This window comes from Maribacter algae, from assembly GCF_047345745.1.
Taxonomy (GTDB): domain Bacteria; phylum Bacteroidota; class Bacteroidia; order Flavobacteriales; family Flavobacteriaceae; genus Maribacter.
In genome coordinates this window covers 720,059-737,636 of sequence record NZ_JBLFES010000001.1, presented here as the reverse complement: position 1 = coordinate 737,636, position 17,578 = coordinate 720,059, and the positions used below count along the sequence as shown (strand labels likewise).

The following is a 17,578-nucleotide window of genomic DNA, read 5'->3' as shown; positions in this document are numbered from 1 at the left end:
GGCTTCTAGACTGACTACTAAAAATAAAATGAACGCTTTTCTCAATACTAGTTCAATTTAAAAGAGATAGGTATGGAATACGCGACACTAACATTCTTACCCTCTTTTTGTCCAGGCACCATTTTAGGCAATTTCCTGATAATACGTTCCGCTTCATCTTCCAATAATTTATCCGGGCCTCTCTTGCGTAAACCTTGTATAGAACCATCTTTGGCAACTATAAACATAACGCTTACACGACCTTCAATACCTAGTTTTTGGGCTTCTTCTGGATATCGAAAGTTTTTACTAATGTGCTTTTGCATCATTTTCTGAAAACATGACCTTTTATCTTCAACATTTTCGCAACCCGGAAATACGGGTACATGCTCTACAACTGAAAAAGGAACTACCATGGCATTGGCTCCAAAAAAATCCTCGGCGGATATTTTCGAATTAATGACCATTTTCGCTTTTATGCGTTCTCCAAAAAAACCTGAAATATAATTCCCAGGTGTATTATCATTGACAAATTTTACTTCGTCACCAGCTTTATCAACAACACGCAGTTCCCACTCTTGCTGACCAGAAGACAAGGTTTTTAAAGTTTCATTAATTTTAAGCTCTTCGGCTGTGGTCAATTGGTTCATGTCCATCACTTTAATGGTTTGTCCCTTGTCCTCTGGAGCTGTCTTTTCATCCAGTTCACAGGAAGTATAAAACAGCATACCGACCACCAATGGCAGGATGGCCAAATATTTGAACCGCCAGATTTTTCTTGATCTTGATTTTTGTAACATAACTATTCGTTTTTTGATTAATGATTTTACCGCAAATTGATTGACAAATGAGATATTTTGTGTCTGAAAAACTTGGGACAATAAAAATTCATATTGCTCCTTTTTATTGTTTTTTGCTACATAGGCATCCGCGATGAACTCGTGCAATTCTGAAATACGATTTTGATAGACATATACCAAAGGATTGAACCACGCTACAATACGCATCAATTCAAAAAATAATAGGTCATAAGAGTGCTTTTGCCGAATATGCACCAACTCATGTTGTACAATATTCCGATGTTCTTTTTCGATTACTTTGTCTCCAAGGAATATCGATTTAAAAAAAGAAAAAGCAATGGAACTGTTTCTAATAATTACTTGCGTGAAATCCTTAAAATATTGGATTTCCCCTTTTTGCCGCAATCTATAAATCTGATACAACTTATGACCGAAAAATAAAGTAGCCAAAAGCATTCCACCCAATAGTACCACATATTCCCATGAAATATAAAAAGGTGTATCCTTTATATTTGAAAGCACTACTGTAGCGTTATTTTTACTCCACAAGAACGCTGGATAGGTTATAAACGTTTCGGGGATGGTAGTTTTCATCGCTTCTATTTTCGCCCAAGGCAATAACATGGAAAGGACATAGGTTCCTATCAAATAAGCGCGATTCCATTGAAAGAAGGTTTCTCTTTTCAAGAACAGATCGTAAATGATGAGGAACAGCAACTGAAAAGCGATGCTTTCTAAAATATATTGGATCATTTTTCGTCTTTTTTGATTTCCTTCATAATCGATTCCAATTCCGCAAGGCTGACATCGTTCTTTTTCATGAAGAAAGAAACCATACTTTTAAAGGAGCCTTGAAAATATCCATCAACCAACTTATTGATAGACTGGTTACTATAATCCGCTTTTTGAACCACCGGAAAATACAGATACCCTTTCCCTTCTTGTTCGTGGTCCACAAACCCTTTGCTCTCCAGAATACGCACGATGGTAGAAACCGTATTATATGCGGGTTTTGGCGATGGAAGTTTTTCTATAATAGCGGCCACATTACACTTTTTAAGCTCCCACAGAAGCTGCATTACCTCTTCCTCCGCTTTTGTTAATTGTTTCATTTAACTAAGTTTTTAGTTCGACTGAAGTTCAAATATAACTAATTATTTAGTTTAAACTAATATTTTAGTTGACAAATTTGATTCATCCCTCTTTTCTTGTAACAAAAGAGATTACTTTTAGTCTTATTATTGAAATGAAAATTGAATCATGGACATTGCTCTGCTAATCGTAGGATTTATTTTTATGCTCATAGGCATTTTAGGTAGTTTTTTACCTATTTTACCCGGACCTCCGGTAAGTTGGATAGGGCTATTATTGTTACACCTTACCAATGCCGTCTCTATGAATTGGTGGTTTTTGGGCATCACGTTGACCGTAGCCCTTGTCATTTTCGCCTTGGATTATATTATTCCGGCCATTGGCACCAAAAAATTTGGAGGAACAAGGGCAGGAATGATCGGAACTACTATCGGATTGATCGTTGGGCTCTTGGCCCCTATCCCGGGTGGTATTATTATTGGCCCTTTCATAGGGGCGTTTTTAGGAGAACTCTCTGCGAAAGCGGACAATAAAACTGCATTAAAAGCGGCCTTTGGTTCTTTTCTCGGATTCTTAACGGGTACTTTTATGAAGTTCGTTGTGGCAATTATTTTCTTGGGATTATTTATTTCTAAAGCATGGGATTATAAAGCTGCGTTATTTCCTTATTTTAATTAAAAAAACAATATGGATATATCAAAACTCGGCACCAGTAATTTTATAATTTATGGCCTACCATTAGTGGTAATAATTTCTTCCTTAAGTATTGCCATTAGCCCATTACTTGACTATTATCCAGATATTGCTATAGGAATTACCTATGACCTTATATTAACGGCTCCCTTGCTATTTCTTTACCTTTCTAGAAAAAGCAGGCGTTCCAAATTACAAGTAGTGCCATTTTTTATGATCGGTATTGTATTATCTTCTTTTTTACTGCCCAAAAGCCAACATGAACATCTAAATTATATCAAAACGTATTTGTTTCCACTGTTAGAATTAACGATATTTTGCACCTTGGTTTTCAAAATCCATAAAGGTGTAAAAGTTTTTAAATCCAATACTCGTTCGGAAATGGATTTTCAAGAAATATGTGCTGAAAGTGTAGAGGAATCATTGGGAAACTCAAAATTTACTTCTCTATTTACGTCAGAAATCACCATGCTGTATTATGCTTTTTTAACATGGCGAAAGAAGAAATTTTCCTGCACCACCTTTACCAATTATAAGGAAAATGCCGCTATAGCCTTATCCATAGCTTTTATATTGATTATCCTCATCGAGACCATTTCTTTTCATATGGTATTAGTTCAATGGAGCAATATTTTGGCGTGGATACTTACCGCTACAAGCATTTATACCGTTTTAATGATTTTTGCCCATATAAAAGCCCTTATATTGAATCCCTCTTTGCTTACAGCAAAGCAGCTCATTTTAAAAAATGGTCTGATATCTAGAACCAAAATAGCCTTGAAAAATATTGAAGAAGTGAGGCTATGCAACAAAGAAATACCATCAACCAAAGTTTTAAAAGTAGGTAATCTTGGACTACATAAAAACACTAGCAATCACAATATTGCCATTTATTTTAAGCAAGAACAGACTATTCATAAAGCTTATGGAAAAAAAGAAAAATGTAATGTATTATTAGTGCATGTAGATGACAAAAATATATTTTTCACTAAGCTCAGCACGCTCATAGTCAAAGATGGAACTATTTAATCCATCCAAATAACCTTATCCGCTATAGGTCCTCTTGTTTGTTCCGGGATTTCTATATCCGTATACCCTATATAAAAAAATCCCAAACATTTTTCTCCCTCTTCCATTGGCAGAAAATCATCCATGTATTTTATGAGTCCGGGCGAACTCCAGTAACTACCGATCCCCATTTCCGTACAGTATAACCACATATTTTGCACGGCCATTGCCGTTGCGGCAATCTCCTCCCATTCCGGAATACTTTCGCTAAAATCTCGTTGCATACAGATAGCGATAATGGCACCTGCTTTTTTCGGGTTTTCAATAAGTTTTTTAGATTTCATTTGCTTGGGTTTTACCGTAACATCAATATAAGTGTTCGATAAAAATTCCCCTAGTTTTGCCTTTTTATCCCCCGTCATTACCTTAAATCGCCATGGTTCGGTCTTCCTGTGGTTGGGTGCCCAGTTGGCCGCTTCAAGTATTTTTTCAATATCCCTTTTTGCTATAGGTTTATCATTGTACTGCACAGGAAAAACGGAACGTCTCTTCTTTATCAAATCAAAAATCATAATCGCTTTTTATAATCTGGTTCAAGTTCTATCTAAAAGTAAATCCAAACAATTTTCTTTGAAAGGATATAATCTTGGATTTAGCGAAAAAAGTAATGAATATTATAAATGAAAAAATATGTGAACAAAATTAGTTTTCTTTCTCCATTCATTACTTTTTTGAAGTCATAATCTTTATTAAGTCCTCGTTTCTCTTGTTACCGTCGATCAATCCGAAATTATCACTTTTGTAATTCCAGTTTGCATATCCTATGCCCGTTTCCTCAAAAAGAGCGACCATATCTTTATACCAAAGCAAACGGTCTTTTTCAGGGGCAGTGGCCATGATTCCGAATTCTCCACAATAGAGGGGCAGACCCAATTCTTTTGCCTTTACCAAAGGTTTTTTCCACATGGCCAACATAACTTCTTTGTTGAATGTTTTCCCTTTCCATTCTTCCGTAACCATTTTGTCCTCGTCCGATAAACGCATGAATTCCTCATCTGTCAAAATCACTCCAGGGTAATGCACGGGACCTTCATAATCTTTCAATTTAGTCCATCCGGCGCTGTAATGGCTCAACAAAAAGGGCTCGTAAAAATGAAAGCTTAAAAGAATGTTTTTATCATTGGCAGGTACTTTAAGCTCATCAAAAGTATTAACAGATTGCCATCTATTGGACCCAATTACGATAGTACGTTCCGGTTCCAGCTCACGGATAGCCTCAAAAGCCTTCACCAAAAGCTTGTTCCAGGTTTCATTATCATCGGCAACGGCCTCGTTCATCAATTCATAAGCTACTTGTCCGTTCGGGAATTTCCCTAAACGCTTGGAAAGTTGTCGCCAAAGATCAAAGAATTTTTCTTGCTCCGCAGGTTCCGTCCATAAGGGTTTGACCTCGGCATTAAAATAATGGGAACGCAAAATATGCATGTCTACGATAACCCGTAATTTGTATTCCGCAGCCCAATTGATGCAATTCTCCAACAACTGAAAAGCATCTTCGTAAGGTTTGCCGTTATCATCCCACATGTTTTCCTCGTCTATGGGAACCCTAAGGTGGTCAAAACCCATTTTGGCGATTTCGGCAACATCGCTTTTCGTAAAAAATGCCTCGCGTTCTGCGCCTTTTGTCTTTGTCTGGGACAGCCAGTGCGCTATATTGGTTCCTCTATGGACCTCGAATTTTGAAAACGTATTTTGTTTTTCTTTTTCATTGAAAGAAGTAAGAACGATGACAAAAATGAGGAGAAATATTTTTTTCATTGGAACATATTTAAATTAAAACGGCTTTTCCCGTTCATTTATGAATTACGTTAAGAATGGAAATATAACAAAAAAAGCCTCCCAAATGGAAAGCCTTTCATTGATATTATCGAATTAATCCGATAAACACAAAATGCTCCAAACGTTGTTCGGAGCACAACACAACGCCGTAAAGATAGCAAAGGTTTTCTATAAATCGATTTTGTCCTTAAAAATTCAATCTATTGATGCAAAAAAAATTGTAGCAAATTTTAAAATGGCTTTAACACCTCTCGTTTTAAGGATGACCTATCTTTAATGGAAAAATGATACGCAATGCTATGTTTTGGGTAACGATGGTCACCCTACTTTTAATCACCGTGACAATAATGGCCACCATGAATTTTCCGTTTAACTGGGTTTTCTATATTACGGTATTAGGTCAACTATCCGTTGTATATATGGTTTACAAGGTTTTAACTGACAATTATAGTACCAATAAAACTTTTGAAGATTTCTACGAGGACGCTCCCATTAAAGACCGGGTCAACCCGTAAAGGATATTGCCCCTTCTGATTTGGTGGCTTTATTGGAAAAGGTCATGCTCAATTCTGGAATCACCAATAATGGGTTCTGCGTGTGGAATGCCATTCTTTTAACGATGGGTTCTCTCGTAAGTCGCTCCATATAGCTATGTTGGTAATTGAGCATAGCCAGCAAGTGTATCCCCAATTCTTCTGAAAACAGTTCCAATGTTTTTGAAACCGAATTGAGTTCTGAAACGGTATGCACATAATGCTCCACATCTTTCAGATATTTTCGGAGCATACTTAGATTGAACAGTTGAAGTTCCGTTAATTTTTTTATTTCATACTGTACGTTAACAATGCGTACTACCGCGCCAAAAGCCTTGGCCATTTCCAGTAAAGGCTGCAGTTCGGAGAGGGTGTAAAAACGATTAAAATCCGTGGCAAAAGCAATCTCGGTCGGTTTTTGATAGGTGAAATTTTGAGGTATCACCAGTACGGGGCAATCCTTGACCGATTTAATGATTCTTACCGTATTGCTGCCCATAAAGACTTCTTCAATACCACTAGCGCCCTTGGTACCTGTAATCACTAAATCTATTTTGAAATCGGAGATGGTCTCCAGGATTTTATCCGTCAATAGATTGAAGGAAGAAATAATTTTAAACCCATGTTTGTTATTTGGGTGTTCCTTTTCTATTCGTTCCAAGATAGTCTTGAGGCCATCTTCAGAAAATCTGTGTGCAGCATTGTTCAACAAACCACCTTCCATAGATGCGGCCATAAATCTACTACTGGTAATAGCCGGGGTATAGGTGTTCAATATATAAAAAGTACATGCTTCTTTCTCAAATAAAGACAGTGCATATTCAATTGCGTTCCAAGCATTCTCAGAAAAATCCGTTGGAATTAAAACCTGTTTCATCTAATCCTACATTTTATTTATAATGTAAAATTAGAACCGCATACAAACGAAAACTATGATAATTGTCAGGTTTTGAAATGAAATCTTTGTGCTAGTAGCCTTCCGCTAGCTTTTTCAAGGATTTTTCATCAACAATTCCGATTTTTTTACCGGAGGTTTTTAGAAGTCCCGCTTTTTTTAATTCGGATATGATACGAATGCAAGACTCTGTGGCCGTACCCACCACGTTTGAAATATCCTCCCTTGAAAGGGTGAGGTTTAGGAAACCTTCCCCATCGCTCCCAAAATTAGTGTTCAGATACAAAAAAGCCTCCGCTATACGTTGCTTTACGGATTTTTGGCTCATGTTCACGATGACGTCATCCGCTTCTTTAAGGTCATGGGCCATATGGCGCAACACTTCTAACGTGAAATTTGGATTGGTATGCAAAGCCTTTACGATACCTTCTTTTGGAATAAAACAAACTTCCATATCACTGACCGCCTTGGCACTTAGATTGACACTTTCTTCGGCAACGACAGAACGCTGCCCGATCACCTCACCTTTAGCTGCCAACTTAACGATCTGGTCTTTACCGTTCTCACTTAATTTAGATAATTTTGATACCCCGCTACGTACACAGAAAACACCGTCCAGTTTTTCACCCTCTTCAAATAACGCTTCGCCCTTTTTGATTTTACGGGTGCTTTTGGAATCGGAAACCTGTTTTAATTCTTCCTTGCTCATTGCCCTTAAGGCGTTGAACTGCCTTATGATACAATTTTCACATCTGCTTTCCATTTTACTTGACTTTATACCTGAATTACAAAAGTACTTTGCAAAAGATAATCAAAACCTGACAATTATCATGTTTTAAAAAGAGAATGCAATTGACCTTTGTGTTAGGTATGAGCAAAAATACGGACAAACCAAACTGTTATCACTGTGGTGACGATTGTGGCCGCACACAACTTATTTTTGATGAGAAGAACTTCTGCTGTAATGGATGTAAAACGGTCTACGAGATTTTTGCTTCCAATGATCTATCCTATTATTATGATCTACAGTCTAACGCTGGGGCAACTCCAAGCAAAATTGAAGGAAAATACGATTTTCTCGATACTCCTGCTATTGTTGAAAAACTAACGGAATTCAATGATGGTACCGTTCAGATCATCAATCTTTATATTCCGCATATCCACTGCAGCTCCTGTATCTGGGTACTTGAAAACCTAAACAAACTTAATCTTGCCATTAGTGGCTCACAAGTAGATTTTCCAAAGAAAACAGTTCGCATTACCTATAAAAGCAATAGCATTTCGCTAAAGGAACTGGTTTTATTGTTATCCAAGATCGGTTATGAACCCTATATCTCGTTAGATGATTATGACAACACCAAAAAGAAAACGGACCGCAGCCTTATTTACAAATTGGGTGTAGCAGGTTTTGCGTTCGGGAATGTAATGTTCCTCTCCTTTCCGGATTATTTTGATTTGCAAACAAGCCAGTCCAACGGCGGGGAGTTTTGGCTCAATCAATACCAAGATGTCTTCCGTTGGTTGATGTTTATTTTCTCATTGCCCGTTGTTTTTTATTCGGGAAGGGATTATTTTATTTCGGCCTTTAAAGGGTTGCGTTCCAGATTATTGAATATAGATGTACCGATAGCACTGGGGATTTTAGTCCTTTTTCTGAGGAGTACTTTAGAAATTAGTTTTGGATGGGGACCTGGTTTTTTTGACAGCCTCACCGGACTCCTATTCTTTCTTTTATTGGGTAAGTTTTTCCAACAGAAAACTTACTCTTTTTTATCTTTTGAACGCGATTACAAATCCTATTTCCCCATAGCCGTAACGAGAATTACTACCCATGGAAGAGAAGAAATAACACAGGTACACAACATTCAAAAAGGCGACCGATTGTTGATCAGAAACGAAGAATTGATTCCGGTAGATGGGGTTTTGATGGGCGGTAATGCCCGTATCGACTACAGTTTTGTGACCGGAGAATCCGAACCTGTACAAAAGATATCTGGCGATAAAGTCTTTGCCGGAGGCAAACAACTGCAAGGTGCCATTGAAATGAGAGCCTTAAAATCCGTTTCCCAAAGTTACCTCACACAGTTATGGAGCAATTCGGTTTTTCAGAAAGATAAATCCAGTGCGTTCCAGACCATCACGGACCGTATCGGAAAACGATTTACAATTACCGTATTGACCATTGCCCTGGTGGCTACTTCCTTTTGGTTGTTCTTGGACCCGAACAAAGCCATGAACGTTTTCACGGCCGTACTGATTATCGCCTGTCCCTGCGCCATTGCGCTGGCATCGCCTTTTACTTTAGGAAACATGTTACGAATCTTTGGTAGAAACAAATTCTATCTAAAGGACACACAGACCATTGAACAGTTGGCACACATCAACACCGCTGTCTTTGACAAAACCGGTACGATTACCACTGCGCTAAAAAATACGGCTACCTATGAAGGCATGCCCCTTACGGCAGCCGAAGCGTCACTATTAAAAAATACGATACGTGCTTCCAACCACCCTTTGAGCAGAAGTCTTTATAACATGTTGGCAGAACAGAATATCATCACTTTAGATGATTATCAAGAATATTTGGGCAAGGGCGTAACCGGAAGCGTTGGAGAAGAACACATGAAAATTGGTTCGGCAGCTTTTGTGGGGCAAGAAGAACTTTCAAATGAATTGAATACTTCGGTACACATAAGCAATAACAACGCTTATTTGGGACGCTATATTTTTCATAATGAATATCGTGAGGGCGTTTCCGAATTATTCAAAACCATGTCTTCCGATATTCACTTGGCCATCTTATCCGGGGATAACGAAGGTGAAAAACAAAGACTTCAGGAGTTGTTGCCCAAACTTACTCCACTCTATTTTAACCAAAAACCCGAGGACAAACTTGAATTTATCCAATCCCTACAGCAAAGTGGAAAAAAGGTGCTTATGGTCGGGGACGGGCTTAACGATGCCGGAGCCTTGGCACAAGCGGAAGTAGGCATTGCCATATCAGAAAACGTAAATGTTTTTTCCCCTGCCTGTGATGGCATCTTGGATGCTTCACGATTTAAAAATATCCACAAATACATTTTAGCCTCCAAAAAAGCGATGAAAATTATCAAGTTGAGTTTTGTCCTATCGCTCTGCTATAATCTTATTGGTCTTTATTTTGCCGTTACGGGACAGTTGCAACCGGTCATCGCGGCAATTCTAATGCCTTTGAGCTCTATCAGCGTTGTGGCCTTCGCCACGGTAATGACGAATCTTTTAGGGAGAAAACTTCATTAAAATCAAATAATAATGTTCAAAAATTTAAAGCCCGTTCAATTACTGTCCCTTTCTTTAGGAATTGTCTATCTATGGTTTGGCACCCTTAAATTTTTTCCTGAGTTAAGTCCGGCGGAAGGGCTGGCGATAGATACTATCCATGAACTTACTTTCGGTGTTGTTCCACAAGGTTTGTCCATCATTTTATTGGCATTGGTAGAGGTGCTTATCGGTATTTCTTTTTTGTTCAATATTTATAGAAAACAAATGATTTTAGTGGCCTTGGCACACTTGGTCTGCACTTTTACGCCGCTCTTCTTTTTTAGCGAAATATCCTTTAACGGCAGTCCTATAGCGTTGACCTTGGTAGGACAATATATCATAAAGAATTTAGTATTGGTGGCCGTTCTGCTCTCTATTTTCAAGTTCGAAAAAAGGAGTTTTAGCTAGAACGATATTAATATTAAATCACTATAAATCAATTACTTAAATACCTAACATGCTCTGTTCAGCATTTTTAAGCCAAAACCTGATATATGTCATGTTTTTTGAAATCCTTGGAGCGTAGTTTTACACCAGAATTCAGGTAGGTATGAGTGTTATATATGTATTGTTGGCCATCAGCATTGTTGTTGCGGTCATCTTTTTTGCAGCATTTATTTTTTCGGTCAAGAATGGACAGTATGATGATTCATATACACCTTCCGTAAGAATGCTTTTTGAAGATGAATTGGTAAACACCGAAAAGTTGGGCGAAGAATCAGAATTGGATAAATCAATAGAATCAAATAACTAATCAACTATGGAAGTACAGCAGTTTTATTACGATAATAAAATCGTAAAAAAGTTCATCTACGCCACCATGCTCTGGGGTATCGTAGGGATGTCGGTGGGACTATTATTGGCCTTTATGTTTATGTTTCCCAACTTGACCGATGGTATTTCTTGGTTAAGTTTTGGGCGTTTGCGCCCATTGCACACCAATGCGGTTATTTTTGCCTTTGTAGGAAACGCCATTTTTGCCGGGGTCTATTATTCCACCCAACGTTTGTTGAAGGCGAGGATGTTCAGTGATTTTCTGAGCAATTTCAATTTTTGGGGATGGCAGCTTATTATTGTGGCCGCGGCCATCACCCTTCCTTTGGGTTATACTACCTCCAAGGAATATGCCGAGTTGGAATGGCCCATAGATATTGCCATTGCACTGGTTTGGGTCGCTTTTGGGGTAAACCTCATCGGAACGATCATCAAAAGAAGACAACGGCATATGTATGTGGCCATTTGGTTCTACTTGGGCACCTTTGTTACCGTTGCGGTATTACATATTTTCAACAGTTTGGAACTTCCTGTTGGGGCCTTAAAAAGTTACTCCGTTTATGCGGGCGTTCAAGATGCTTTGGTACAATGGTGGTACGGGCATAATGCAGTGGCATTTTTCCTGACCACACCTTTCTTAGGGTTGATGTATTATTTTGTTCCAAAGGCAGCGAATAGACCGGTATATTCCTATCGGTTATCCATAGTGCATTTCTGGTCCTTGATTTTCATCTACATCTGGGCGGGACCCCATCACTTGTTGTACTCCTCCTTACCGGATTGGGCACAAAATTTGGGTGTTGCCTTTTCGGTAATGCTGATCGCTCCCTCTTGGGGCGGTATGATCAATGGATTATTGACCTTGCGCGGTGCTTGGGACAAAGTACGAACGGACCCGACCTTAAAATTTATGGTCGTGGCGATAACGGGTTACGGTATGGCCACTTTTGAAGGCCCTATGTTGTCCCTTAAAAACGTAAACGCCATTGCGCATTTTAGCGATTGGATCATAGCGCACGTACACGTTGGTGCCTTGGCATGGAACGGGTTCTTGACCTTCGGGATGATTTATTGGCTCGTGCCAAAAATGTTCAAAACCAGATTGGCCTCCACGGGCCTTGCCAATTTCCATTTTTGGATAGGCACATTGGGCATAATTCTATACGCCCTACCTATGTATGTTGCCGGATTCACTCAAGCTTTAATGTGGAAAGATTTTAATCCGGATGGAACACTGGTGTACGGAAACTTCTTGGAAACCGTAAATGAAATCATGCCCATGTACTGGATGCGTGCCATTGGGGGAAGCATGTATATTTTAGGGGCGCTGGTAATGGTCTACAATATTATTGTTACAATACGCTCCGGTGCCAAGGTTGAGGATGAACTGGCAGAAGCTGCTGCGCTCACAAGGGTTTCCAAAAGAAGGATTGCCGGGGAAACCTTCCATACCTGGTTGGAGCGTAAGCCTGTACAGTTAACCGTTTTAGCAACGATTGCCATCCTTATTGGAGGAATCATCCAGATCGTACCCACCATTTTGGTAAAATCGAATATACCCACAATTACTAGTGTTACACCTTATACCCCGTTGGAATTGGAGGGCAGGGATTTATACATCCGTGAGGGCTGTGTGGGTTGCCACTCCCAGATGGTAAGACCTTTCCGTAGCGAGGTGGAACGATATGGCGAGTACGCCAAGGCAGGAGAGTTCGTGTATGACCATCCGTTTCTTTGGGGGAGCAAGCGTACCGGACCCGACTTGCTAAGAGTCGGTAAAAAATATTCGGACAATTGGCATTTAAACCATATGTACGACCCACAATCTACCTCTTCCGGTTCTATTATGCCTTCATATGCTTGGCTCGTAAGAAATGAACATGACCGCAGTGATACGGAGGCCAAAATGAAAGCCATGGTAAGCCTTGGCGTACCGTATACCGAAGATGATATTGCCAATGCGCAGGATAATATGGCTGCACAGGCACTCCAGATTGAAAAGAATTTATACACCGATCCGGATTTTGCAGCATCCTATGATGCCGATAAAAAATATGCCGTTGAGAACGGGGAAGAATTCGTTCAAATGAGGGATCGCGAAATTGTAGCGATGATTGCCTACCTACAACGTCTGGGTACGGACATTAAAATTAAGGATACAGAAAAATTACTATCGCAAAATAAATAGGCCATGCTAAAATTTGTAAAAGGATATATGGAAAGCATAGAAGGTGTAGCCACCTACCCGATGCTATCGTTATTAATTTTCTTCGTCTTTTTCGTAGTGCTTTTTTGGTGGGTCTTTACCGCCTCCAAAAGCTATATCAAAGAGGTGAGCGAATTACCGTTAGACAACAACAACCAACAAAATACAGAGATATGAGAAGCAGTTCCATTTCATGGCTAAGAGTCATTGTACTATTTTTTATAGTCTTCGGATTGATGGAGTATTTCATCGATTCCGGAGAACAACCCGCATTCTTGGCATTTCCTATGGCAGGCCTGTTCTTGGGCTTTGTATTATTGCTATTAATAGGCATTGAACTCATTTTGGCCTCTATAGAAAATGTGATGTTCCATACACTATCCGAAGAAGCCAAGGAACGGTATTTAAAATCCAAATCCCAAAAATGGGAATGGGCCTGGGGTAAAAAAATGTATGTGAAATTGCTCGGTTCCAAACCTATTGAGGAAGAGGGCGAAATCATTTTGGACCATAATTATGACGGCATAAAAGAGTTGGACAACAAATTACCACCATGGTGGGTGTATATGTTTTATGCTACTATTGTTTTTGGATTAATATACTTGGTACGGTTTCATATTTTCAATGATTATGATCAAGAACTGGAATTTGAGCAGGAAATGGCCGCAGCAAAGTTGGAGGTAGAAGCTTATAAATTAACCGCTAAGGGTTTGGTGGATGCCAGCACAGTTACGCTGCTGACAGATGCTTCCGATATTGCTACCGGTAAAACTATTTTCGAGACTAACTGTGTGGCCTGTCATATGGCAGACGGTGGTGGCGGTATCGGACCTAACCTAACCGACGAATATTGGATTTTAGGGGGCGGCATTAAGAACGTTTTCAATACAGTTTCGGAAGGAGGGCGTGACGGTAAGGGAATGGTAGCCTGGAAACAAATACTAAAACCAGCTGAAATAGCACAGGTAGCAAGTTATGTATTGCAATTTCAAGGAACCATGCCAGCCAATCCAAAAGCGGCAGAGGGTGAGATTTGGGCGGACCCTGATGCCCCTGTAAAAGGAGAGGCCCCTGAGCAAGAAAAAGATTCCACGGTAATAGTAACCGATTCAACGACGGTTGCGGTAAACCAAAAGTAAATGGCACCTCCCCTCAGACGAGGGGAGGTGGTTTTCTCCGCCATAAGGCGGATAGAAAAAGCGGAGGGGTTGAAAGCCTAAGTCGCAGCAAACATGGAACTAACATTAAACAGATTCCCACCTTCACGGGAATGAAAAATTGGGTCATAATTAATGTCACAAGAGCAAGATAATTTTAGGGATTCCATAGGAACGATCAATGAGGAAGGCAAACGCGCTTGGGTATTTCCTAAAAAGCCCAGTGGCAAGTTTTACGAATACCGTAAATACGTAAGCTACTTTTTATTGGCCTTTCTTTTTGCATCGCCCTTTATTAAAATAAACGGGAACCAGTTTTTGATGTTCAACGTGTTGGAACGCCGATTCAATATTTTTGGTTTCCCGTTTTGGCCACAGGATTTTCACCTTTTTGTCATATCCATGATTATAGGGGTCATTTTTATTGCGCTGTTCACCGTAGCCTATGGCCGTATTTTTTGCGGTTGGATGTGCCCACAGACTATTTTTATGGAAATGGTCTTCCGAAGAATAGAATATTGGATAGATGGGGACCGCGGCGCACAAATCAAATTGGACAGGCAACCATGGGATGGAAAAAAGATTAGGAAACGCATCTTAAAATGGACGATTTTTTTCATCATTTCATTCCTTATCGCCAATGTGTTTTTGGCCTATTTAATAGGAAGTGACCGGTTGGTACGTTATGTGATCGATGGACCTTTTCAACATTTGAGCACTTTGATATCGCTCTTGATTTTTACGGCGGTATTCTATTTTGTCTTTGCCTGGTTCCGGGAACAAGTCTGCATCATTGCCTGCCCCTACGGGAGAATGCAAGGTGTATTGTTGGACAACAAGTCCGTTGTAGTGGCTTATGACCATAAAAGAGGAGAAGCGGAGAACGGTAGAAAAAAATGGCGTAAAAATGAGGATCGAAATGCGTTGGGACACGGCGATTGTATTGATTGCTTTCAATGCGTAAACGTATGCCCTACGGGAATCGATATTAGAAACGGAACCCAGTTGGAATGCGTGAACTGTACCGCTTGTATTGATGAGTGCGATACCATTATGGAAAAGGTAAATCTTCCTAAAGGATTAATCAGGTATGCCAGTGAGGACGAAATCGTAAAAAAAGAGAAGTTCAAGTTTACTCCAAGATTAAAAGGTTACACTGCGGTGTTGACCATTCTGATCGGGGTTTTGGCAGGAATGCTTTTTTTAAGGAACGACCTGGAAGCCAATATCCTCAGATTACCGGGGCAGCTGTATGAACACAAAGAAGGAAATATTATCAGTAATGTGTACACCTATAAATTGGTAAATAAAACTTCTGATGATGTAGAAGGTGTGAGCTTTCAACTTTTGTCACATAAAGGAGCTATAAAACTAGTAAGAAACGAACTTTTTACCGTTCCCGCTCAAGATTTGGCGGAAGGTACACTGTTCGTAGAGATAAACAATGCCGCTGTTAAAAGCGATAAAGAAAAAATAAAAATCGGGGTCTATAGTGATGGGGAATTGATCGAGACCACCCTCACCGCATTTATGGCACCGAGGAGTTATAGGTAAAGCATTTTGTCTTGCCTTAGCATCATTAACTAAAATAAGTATAGGTTATGAAACTACATTGGGGAACGGGAATCGTATTGGCATTTATTGGGTTCATTGGGTTTATTCTATTTTTTGTGGTTAGAATGTCCATTGAAACACATTCCAATCACGAGTTGGTAACGGCAGACTATTACAAGAAAGAATTGGAATATCAAACGGAAATAAATGCTCAGAACAATGCTTCCGAAAAAAATGCGGAGCTATGGGTGACCAAGGTTACGGATGGTCTAAAAATAGTATTCCCAAAAGATATGAACCCCGAAAATATACAAGGAACAGTGTCCTTCTATAGGCCATCTAATAAGCACTTGGATTTTGACTTACCCGTAAGTTTGTCCAATTCATATTTGCTCATACCTGACAAACGCTTGTTGGATGGCCGCTGGGACATTGCTGTAGCTTGGGAATACAATGAAGAACAGTATTTACATAAAGAAAAAATAACCTATTAATGTTGTTGTCCGCTATCATATTAGGTTTTATGGGAAGTCTACACTGTATTGGTATGTGTGGCCCTATTGCCTTTATGCTGCCGGTAGACAGAACCGATTCCTACAGGAAATTCGGACAGACCTTTCTATACCATTTGGGTCGCTTGATGGCCTATGGTATTATCGGATTGATTTTTGGGTTGCTAGGAAAAGGGCTTTACGTATTTGGCATCCAACAGCATCTTTCCATCGGCATTGGTGTACTTATGATTCTTATCATATTGTTACCGCATCGCATTTTTAGCAAATACAACCTGTCCAAACCGTTTTATAAGATTGTTTCCAACCTTAAAAATAGATTGGGACAAGAATTAAAGAAGAAAACGGCGGACACCTTCTTCACCATTGGTTTTTTAAACGGTTTTCTTCCTTGTGGCCTGGTGTATATGGCCCTGTTCGGTGCCATAGCTATGGGCAATGTGTGGGAAGGAAGTCTGTATATGATTTTATTCGGGGCAGGGACCGTTCCGTTAATGACCTCTGCTATCTATTTTAGCGGTATCCTTAAACAAAATACCAAAAAGCGGATAAAAAAATTAGTCCCTGTTTTTGTGGTTGTGATGGGGGCGTTATTTATCTTAAGAGGTTTAGGACTCGGCATTCCTTATGTGTCCCCTAAACCTGTTACGGAGCTGGTTACTGCGCAAATGGAATGTCATCCCTGATTCCCATGAAAGTAATCCCAAATGATATTGTACTCAGGCCCCGGTTTCAATTTGAGCTCCTTGGAGAAAAAGAAACTGTACTGACCGCTTTTGAGACCATCAAGAAACATCCATTTGTTATTAAGCGGTTGGACGACCATGTGTTCATTAAGTTCAATTCCAAGGAAATCCATTTTTGGTCGCCCCAGCTTCAACTGGAAATTATTGAAATCGATTTAAAAAATAGTAAGGTCTATGGGCTTTTTGGTCCCAATCCTACTTTGTGGACCTTCTTTATGTTCTTGCATTTTGGGGTGGCCACTTTGTTCATTATCTTGGGAATATGGGCCTATTCCAGTGCTTCTTTGGGGAAACCTTATGGTCTGCAGGTGGGGCTTATGGTTTTTATGATTATCCTTTGGTTTATCCTTTATGCCTTTGGCAGAGCGGGCAAAAAAAAGGGGAAACCACAAATGCACGAGCTTTATACATTTATGATGGAAGTTTTGAATCCATCTTTTTGAGAAAACTTGACCGATTTATATATTTGATTGATTATAAACGAACCAAT

Annotated in this window: 19 protein-coding genes; 13 read left to right on the top strand and 6 right to left on the bottom strand. The window is 39.5% G+C overall.

Translation table 11 applies throughout. From position 1 onward, the window contains the following. Positions 1-47: 47 nt before the first annotated feature. Positions 48-1,532, bottom strand: coding sequence for a TonB family protein (locus ACKWBX_RS03200; RefSeq protein WP_413967199.1), 1,485 nt, complete (start codon positions 1,530-1,532; stop codon positions 48-50). Continuing rightward, the gene (locus ACKWBX_RS03195) at positions 1,529-1,891 is read right to left on the bottom strand and encodes a BlaI/MecI/CopY family transcriptional regulator (RefSeq protein WP_413967198.1); all 363 of its coding nucleotides are present in this window, start codon (positions 1,889-1,891) and stop codon (positions 1,529-1,531) included. Before ACKWBX_RS03195 ends, ACKWBX_RS03200 begins: the two co-directional genes overlap by 4 nt. 148 nt (positions 1,892-2,039) lie before the next feature. Between ACKWBX_RS03195 and ACKWBX_RS03190 the strand changes: the two genes are divergently transcribed. Together ACKWBX_RS03190 and ACKWBX_RS03185 are read left to right on the top strand one after the other, a co-directional pair. After that, positions 2,040-2,549: a DUF456 domain-containing protein gene (locus ACKWBX_RS03190; RefSeq protein ID WP_413967197.1), complete on the top strand. Its 510-nt coding sequence runs from the start codon at positions 2,040-2,042 to the stop codon at positions 2,547-2,549. Between the two features lie 9 nt (positions 2,550-2,558). Further along, entirely contained in the window at positions 2,559-3,593 is a 1,035-nt protein-coding gene (locus ACKWBX_RS03185; protein WP_413967196.1) for a hypothetical protein, read from the top strand. Here ACKWBX_RS03185 and ACKWBX_RS03180 read toward each other — a convergent pair. Then, positions 3,590-4,144 (bottom strand): nitroreductase family protein, encoded by a 555-nt coding sequence (locus ACKWBX_RS03180; RefSeq protein WP_413967195.1) that lies wholly within the window; start codon positions 4,142-4,144, stop codon positions 3,590-3,592. The genes ACKWBX_RS03185 and ACKWBX_RS03180 overlap by 4 nt on opposite strands. Positions 4,145-4,295: 151 nt before the next feature. After that, positions 4,296-5,390 carry a glycoside hydrolase family 5 protein gene (locus ACKWBX_RS03175; protein WP_413967194.1) on the bottom strand — a complete coding sequence of 365 codons (1,095 nt, stop codon included), beginning with the start codon at positions 5,388-5,390 and terminating at the stop codon, positions 4,296-4,298. A gap of 305 nt (positions 5,391-5,695) precedes the next feature. On the opposite strand from ACKWBX_RS03175, the gene ACKWBX_RS03170 reads away from it, so the two are divergent. After that, positions 5,696-5,926: a hypothetical protein gene (locus ACKWBX_RS03170; protein WP_413967193.1), complete on the top strand. Its 231-nt coding sequence runs from the start codon at positions 5,696-5,698 to the stop codon at positions 5,924-5,926. Here ACKWBX_RS03170 and ACKWBX_RS03165 read toward each other — a convergent pair. Both ACKWBX_RS03165 and ACKWBX_RS03160 read right to left on the bottom strand, forming a co-directional pair. Beyond that, positions 5,916-6,821 carry a universal stress protein gene (locus ACKWBX_RS03165; RefSeq protein WP_413967192.1) on the bottom strand — a complete coding sequence of 302 codons (906 nt, stop codon included), beginning with the start codon at positions 6,819-6,821 and terminating at the stop codon, positions 5,916-5,918. The two genes, ACKWBX_RS03170 and ACKWBX_RS03165, sit on opposite strands and share 11 nt — an antisense overlap. A 91-nt stretch (positions 6,822-6,912) precedes the next feature. After that, a complete protein-coding gene (locus ACKWBX_RS03160; RefSeq protein ID WP_413967191.1) occupies positions 6,913-7,602 on the bottom strand; it encodes a Crp/Fnr family transcriptional regulator in 690 nt (229 codons plus the stop codon). Positions 7,603-7,685: 83 nt separating this feature from the next. On the opposite strand from ACKWBX_RS03160, the gene ACKWBX_RS03155 reads away from it, so the two are divergent. The 10 genes from ACKWBX_RS03155 (at position 7,686) to ACKWBX_RS03110 (ending at position 17,531) form a co-directional block, all read left to right on the top strand. Beyond that, the gene (locus tag ACKWBX_RS03155; protein WP_413967190.1) at positions 7,686-10,118 is read left to right on the top strand and encodes a heavy metal translocating P-type ATPase; all 2,433 of its coding nucleotides are present in this window, start codon (positions 7,686-7,688) and stop codon (positions 10,116-10,118) included. Between the two features lie 12 nt (positions 10,119-10,130). Further along, complete coding sequence (locus ACKWBX_RS03150; RefSeq protein ID WP_413967189.1) at positions 10,131-10,547, top strand: hypothetical protein; 417 nt, start codon at positions 10,131-10,133, stop codon at positions 10,545-10,547. A 142-nt stretch (positions 10,548-10,689) separates the two neighbouring features. Then, the gene (gene ccoS, locus ACKWBX_RS03145; protein ID WP_413967188.1) at positions 10,690-10,893 is read left to right on the top strand and encodes a cbb3-type cytochrome oxidase assembly protein CcoS; all 204 of its coding nucleotides are present in this window, start codon (positions 10,690-10,692) and stop codon (positions 10,891-10,893) included. 6 nt (positions 10,894-10,899) lie between these two features. Then, positions 10,900-13,101, top strand: a complete 2,202-nt coding sequence (ccoN, locus tag ACKWBX_RS03140; protein WP_413967187.1) for a cytochrome-c oxidase, cbb3-type subunit I — start codon at positions 10,900-10,902, stop codon at positions 13,099-13,101. A gap of 3 nt (positions 13,102-13,104) precedes the next feature. Further along, entirely contained in the window at positions 13,105-13,296 is a 192-nt protein-coding gene (locus ACKWBX_RS03135; RefSeq protein ID WP_413967186.1) for a CcoQ/FixQ family Cbb3-type cytochrome c oxidase assembly chaperone, read from the top strand. Next, entirely contained in the window at positions 13,293-14,258 is a 966-nt protein-coding gene (locus ACKWBX_RS03130; protein ID WP_413967185.1) for a cbb3-type cytochrome c oxidase N-terminal domain-containing protein, read from the top strand. Before ACKWBX_RS03135 ends, ACKWBX_RS03130 begins: the two co-directional genes overlap by 4 nt. Positions 14,259-14,411: 153 nt before the next feature. Further along, entirely contained in the window at positions 14,412-15,830 is a 1,419-nt protein-coding gene (gene ccoG, locus ACKWBX_RS03125) for a cytochrome c oxidase accessory protein CcoG (protein WP_413967184.1), read from the top strand. 47 nt (positions 15,831-15,877) lie between these two features. After that, entirely contained in the window at positions 15,878-16,324 is a 447-nt protein-coding gene (locus ACKWBX_RS03120; protein ID WP_413967183.1) for a FixH family protein, read from the top strand. Next, positions 16,324-17,028, top strand: coding sequence for a sulfite exporter TauE/SafE family protein (locus ACKWBX_RS03115; protein ID WP_413967182.1), 705 nt, complete (start codon positions 16,324-16,326; stop codon positions 17,026-17,028). The genes ACKWBX_RS03120 and ACKWBX_RS03115 overlap by 1 nt, the downstream gene beginning before the upstream one ends. Positions 17,029-17,033: 5 nt before the next feature. Continuing rightward, on the top strand, positions 17,034-17,531 hold the full coding sequence (locus ACKWBX_RS03110; RefSeq protein WP_413967181.1) for a GTP-binding protein: 498 nt from the start codon (positions 17,034-17,036) through the stop codon (positions 17,529-17,531). The last annotated feature ends 47 nt before the right edge of the window (positions 17,532-17,578 follow it).

Bases quoted from the DNA above. Each gene is read 5' to 3' on its own strand.
- ACKWBX_RS03200 (WP_413967199.1), bottom strand. From the start codon at position 1,532: ATGATCCAATATATTTTAGAAAGCATCGCTTTTCAGTTGCTGTTCCTC.
- ACKWBX_RS03195 (WP_413967198.1), bottom strand. From the start codon at position 1,891: ATGAAACAATTAACAAAAGCGGAGGAAGAGGTAATGCAGCTTCTGTGG.
- ACKWBX_RS03190 (WP_413967197.1), top strand. From the start codon at position 2,040: ATGGACATTGCTCTGCTAATCGTAGGATTTATTTTTATGCTCATAGGC.
- ACKWBX_RS03185 (WP_413967196.1), top strand. From the start codon at position 2,559: ATGGATATATCAAAACTCGGCACCAGTAATTTTATAATTTATGGCCTA.
- ACKWBX_RS03180 (WP_413967195.1), bottom strand. From the start codon at position 4,144: ATGATTTTTGATTTGATAAAGAAGAGACGTTCCGTTTTTCCTGTGCAG.
- ACKWBX_RS03175 (WP_413967194.1), bottom strand. From the start codon at position 5,390: ATGAAAAAAATATTTCTCCTCATTTTTGTCATCGTTCTTACTTCTTTC.
- ACKWBX_RS03170 (WP_413967193.1), top strand. From the start codon at position 5,696: ATGATACGCAATGCTATGTTTTGGGTAACGATGGTCACCCTACTTTTA.
- ACKWBX_RS03165 (WP_413967192.1), bottom strand. From the start codon at position 6,821: ATGAAACAGGTTTTAATTCCAACGGATTTTTCTGAGAATGCTTGGAAC.
- ACKWBX_RS03160 (WP_413967191.1), bottom strand. From the start codon at position 7,602: ATGGAAAGCAGATGTGAAAATTGTATCATAAGGCAGTTCAACGCCTTA.
- ACKWBX_RS03155 (WP_413967190.1), top strand. From the start codon at position 7,686: ATGCAATTGACCTTTGTGTTAGGTATGAGCAAAAATACGGACAAACCA.
- ACKWBX_RS03150 (WP_413967189.1), top strand. From the start codon at position 10,131: ATGTTCAAAAATTTAAAGCCCGTTCAATTACTGTCCCTTTCTTTAGGA.
- ccoS (WP_413967188.1), top strand. From the start codon at position 10,690: ATGAGTGTTATATATGTATTGTTGGCCATCAGCATTGTTGTTGCGGTC.
- ccoN (WP_413967187.1), top strand. From the start codon at position 10,900: ATGGAAGTACAGCAGTTTTATTACGATAATAAAATCGTAAAAAAGTTC.
- ACKWBX_RS03135 (WP_413967186.1), top strand. From the start codon at position 13,105: ATGCTAAAATTTGTAAAAGGATATATGGAAAGCATAGAAGGTGTAGCC.
- ACKWBX_RS03130 (WP_413967185.1), top strand. From the start codon at position 13,293: ATGAGAAGCAGTTCCATTTCATGGCTAAGAGTCATTGTACTATTTTTT.
- ccoG (WP_413967184.1), top strand. From the start codon at position 14,412: ATGTCACAAGAGCAAGATAATTTTAGGGATTCCATAGGAACGATCAAT.
- ACKWBX_RS03120 (WP_413967183.1), top strand. From the start codon at position 15,878: ATGAAACTACATTGGGGAACGGGAATCGTATTGGCATTTATTGGGTTC.
- ACKWBX_RS03115 (WP_413967182.1), top strand. From the start codon at position 16,324: ATGTTGTTGTCCGCTATCATATTAGGTTTTATGGGAAGTCTACACTGT.
- ACKWBX_RS03110 (WP_413967181.1), top strand. From the start codon at position 17,034: ATGAAAGTAATCCCAAATGATATTGTACTCAGGCCCCGGTTTCAATTT.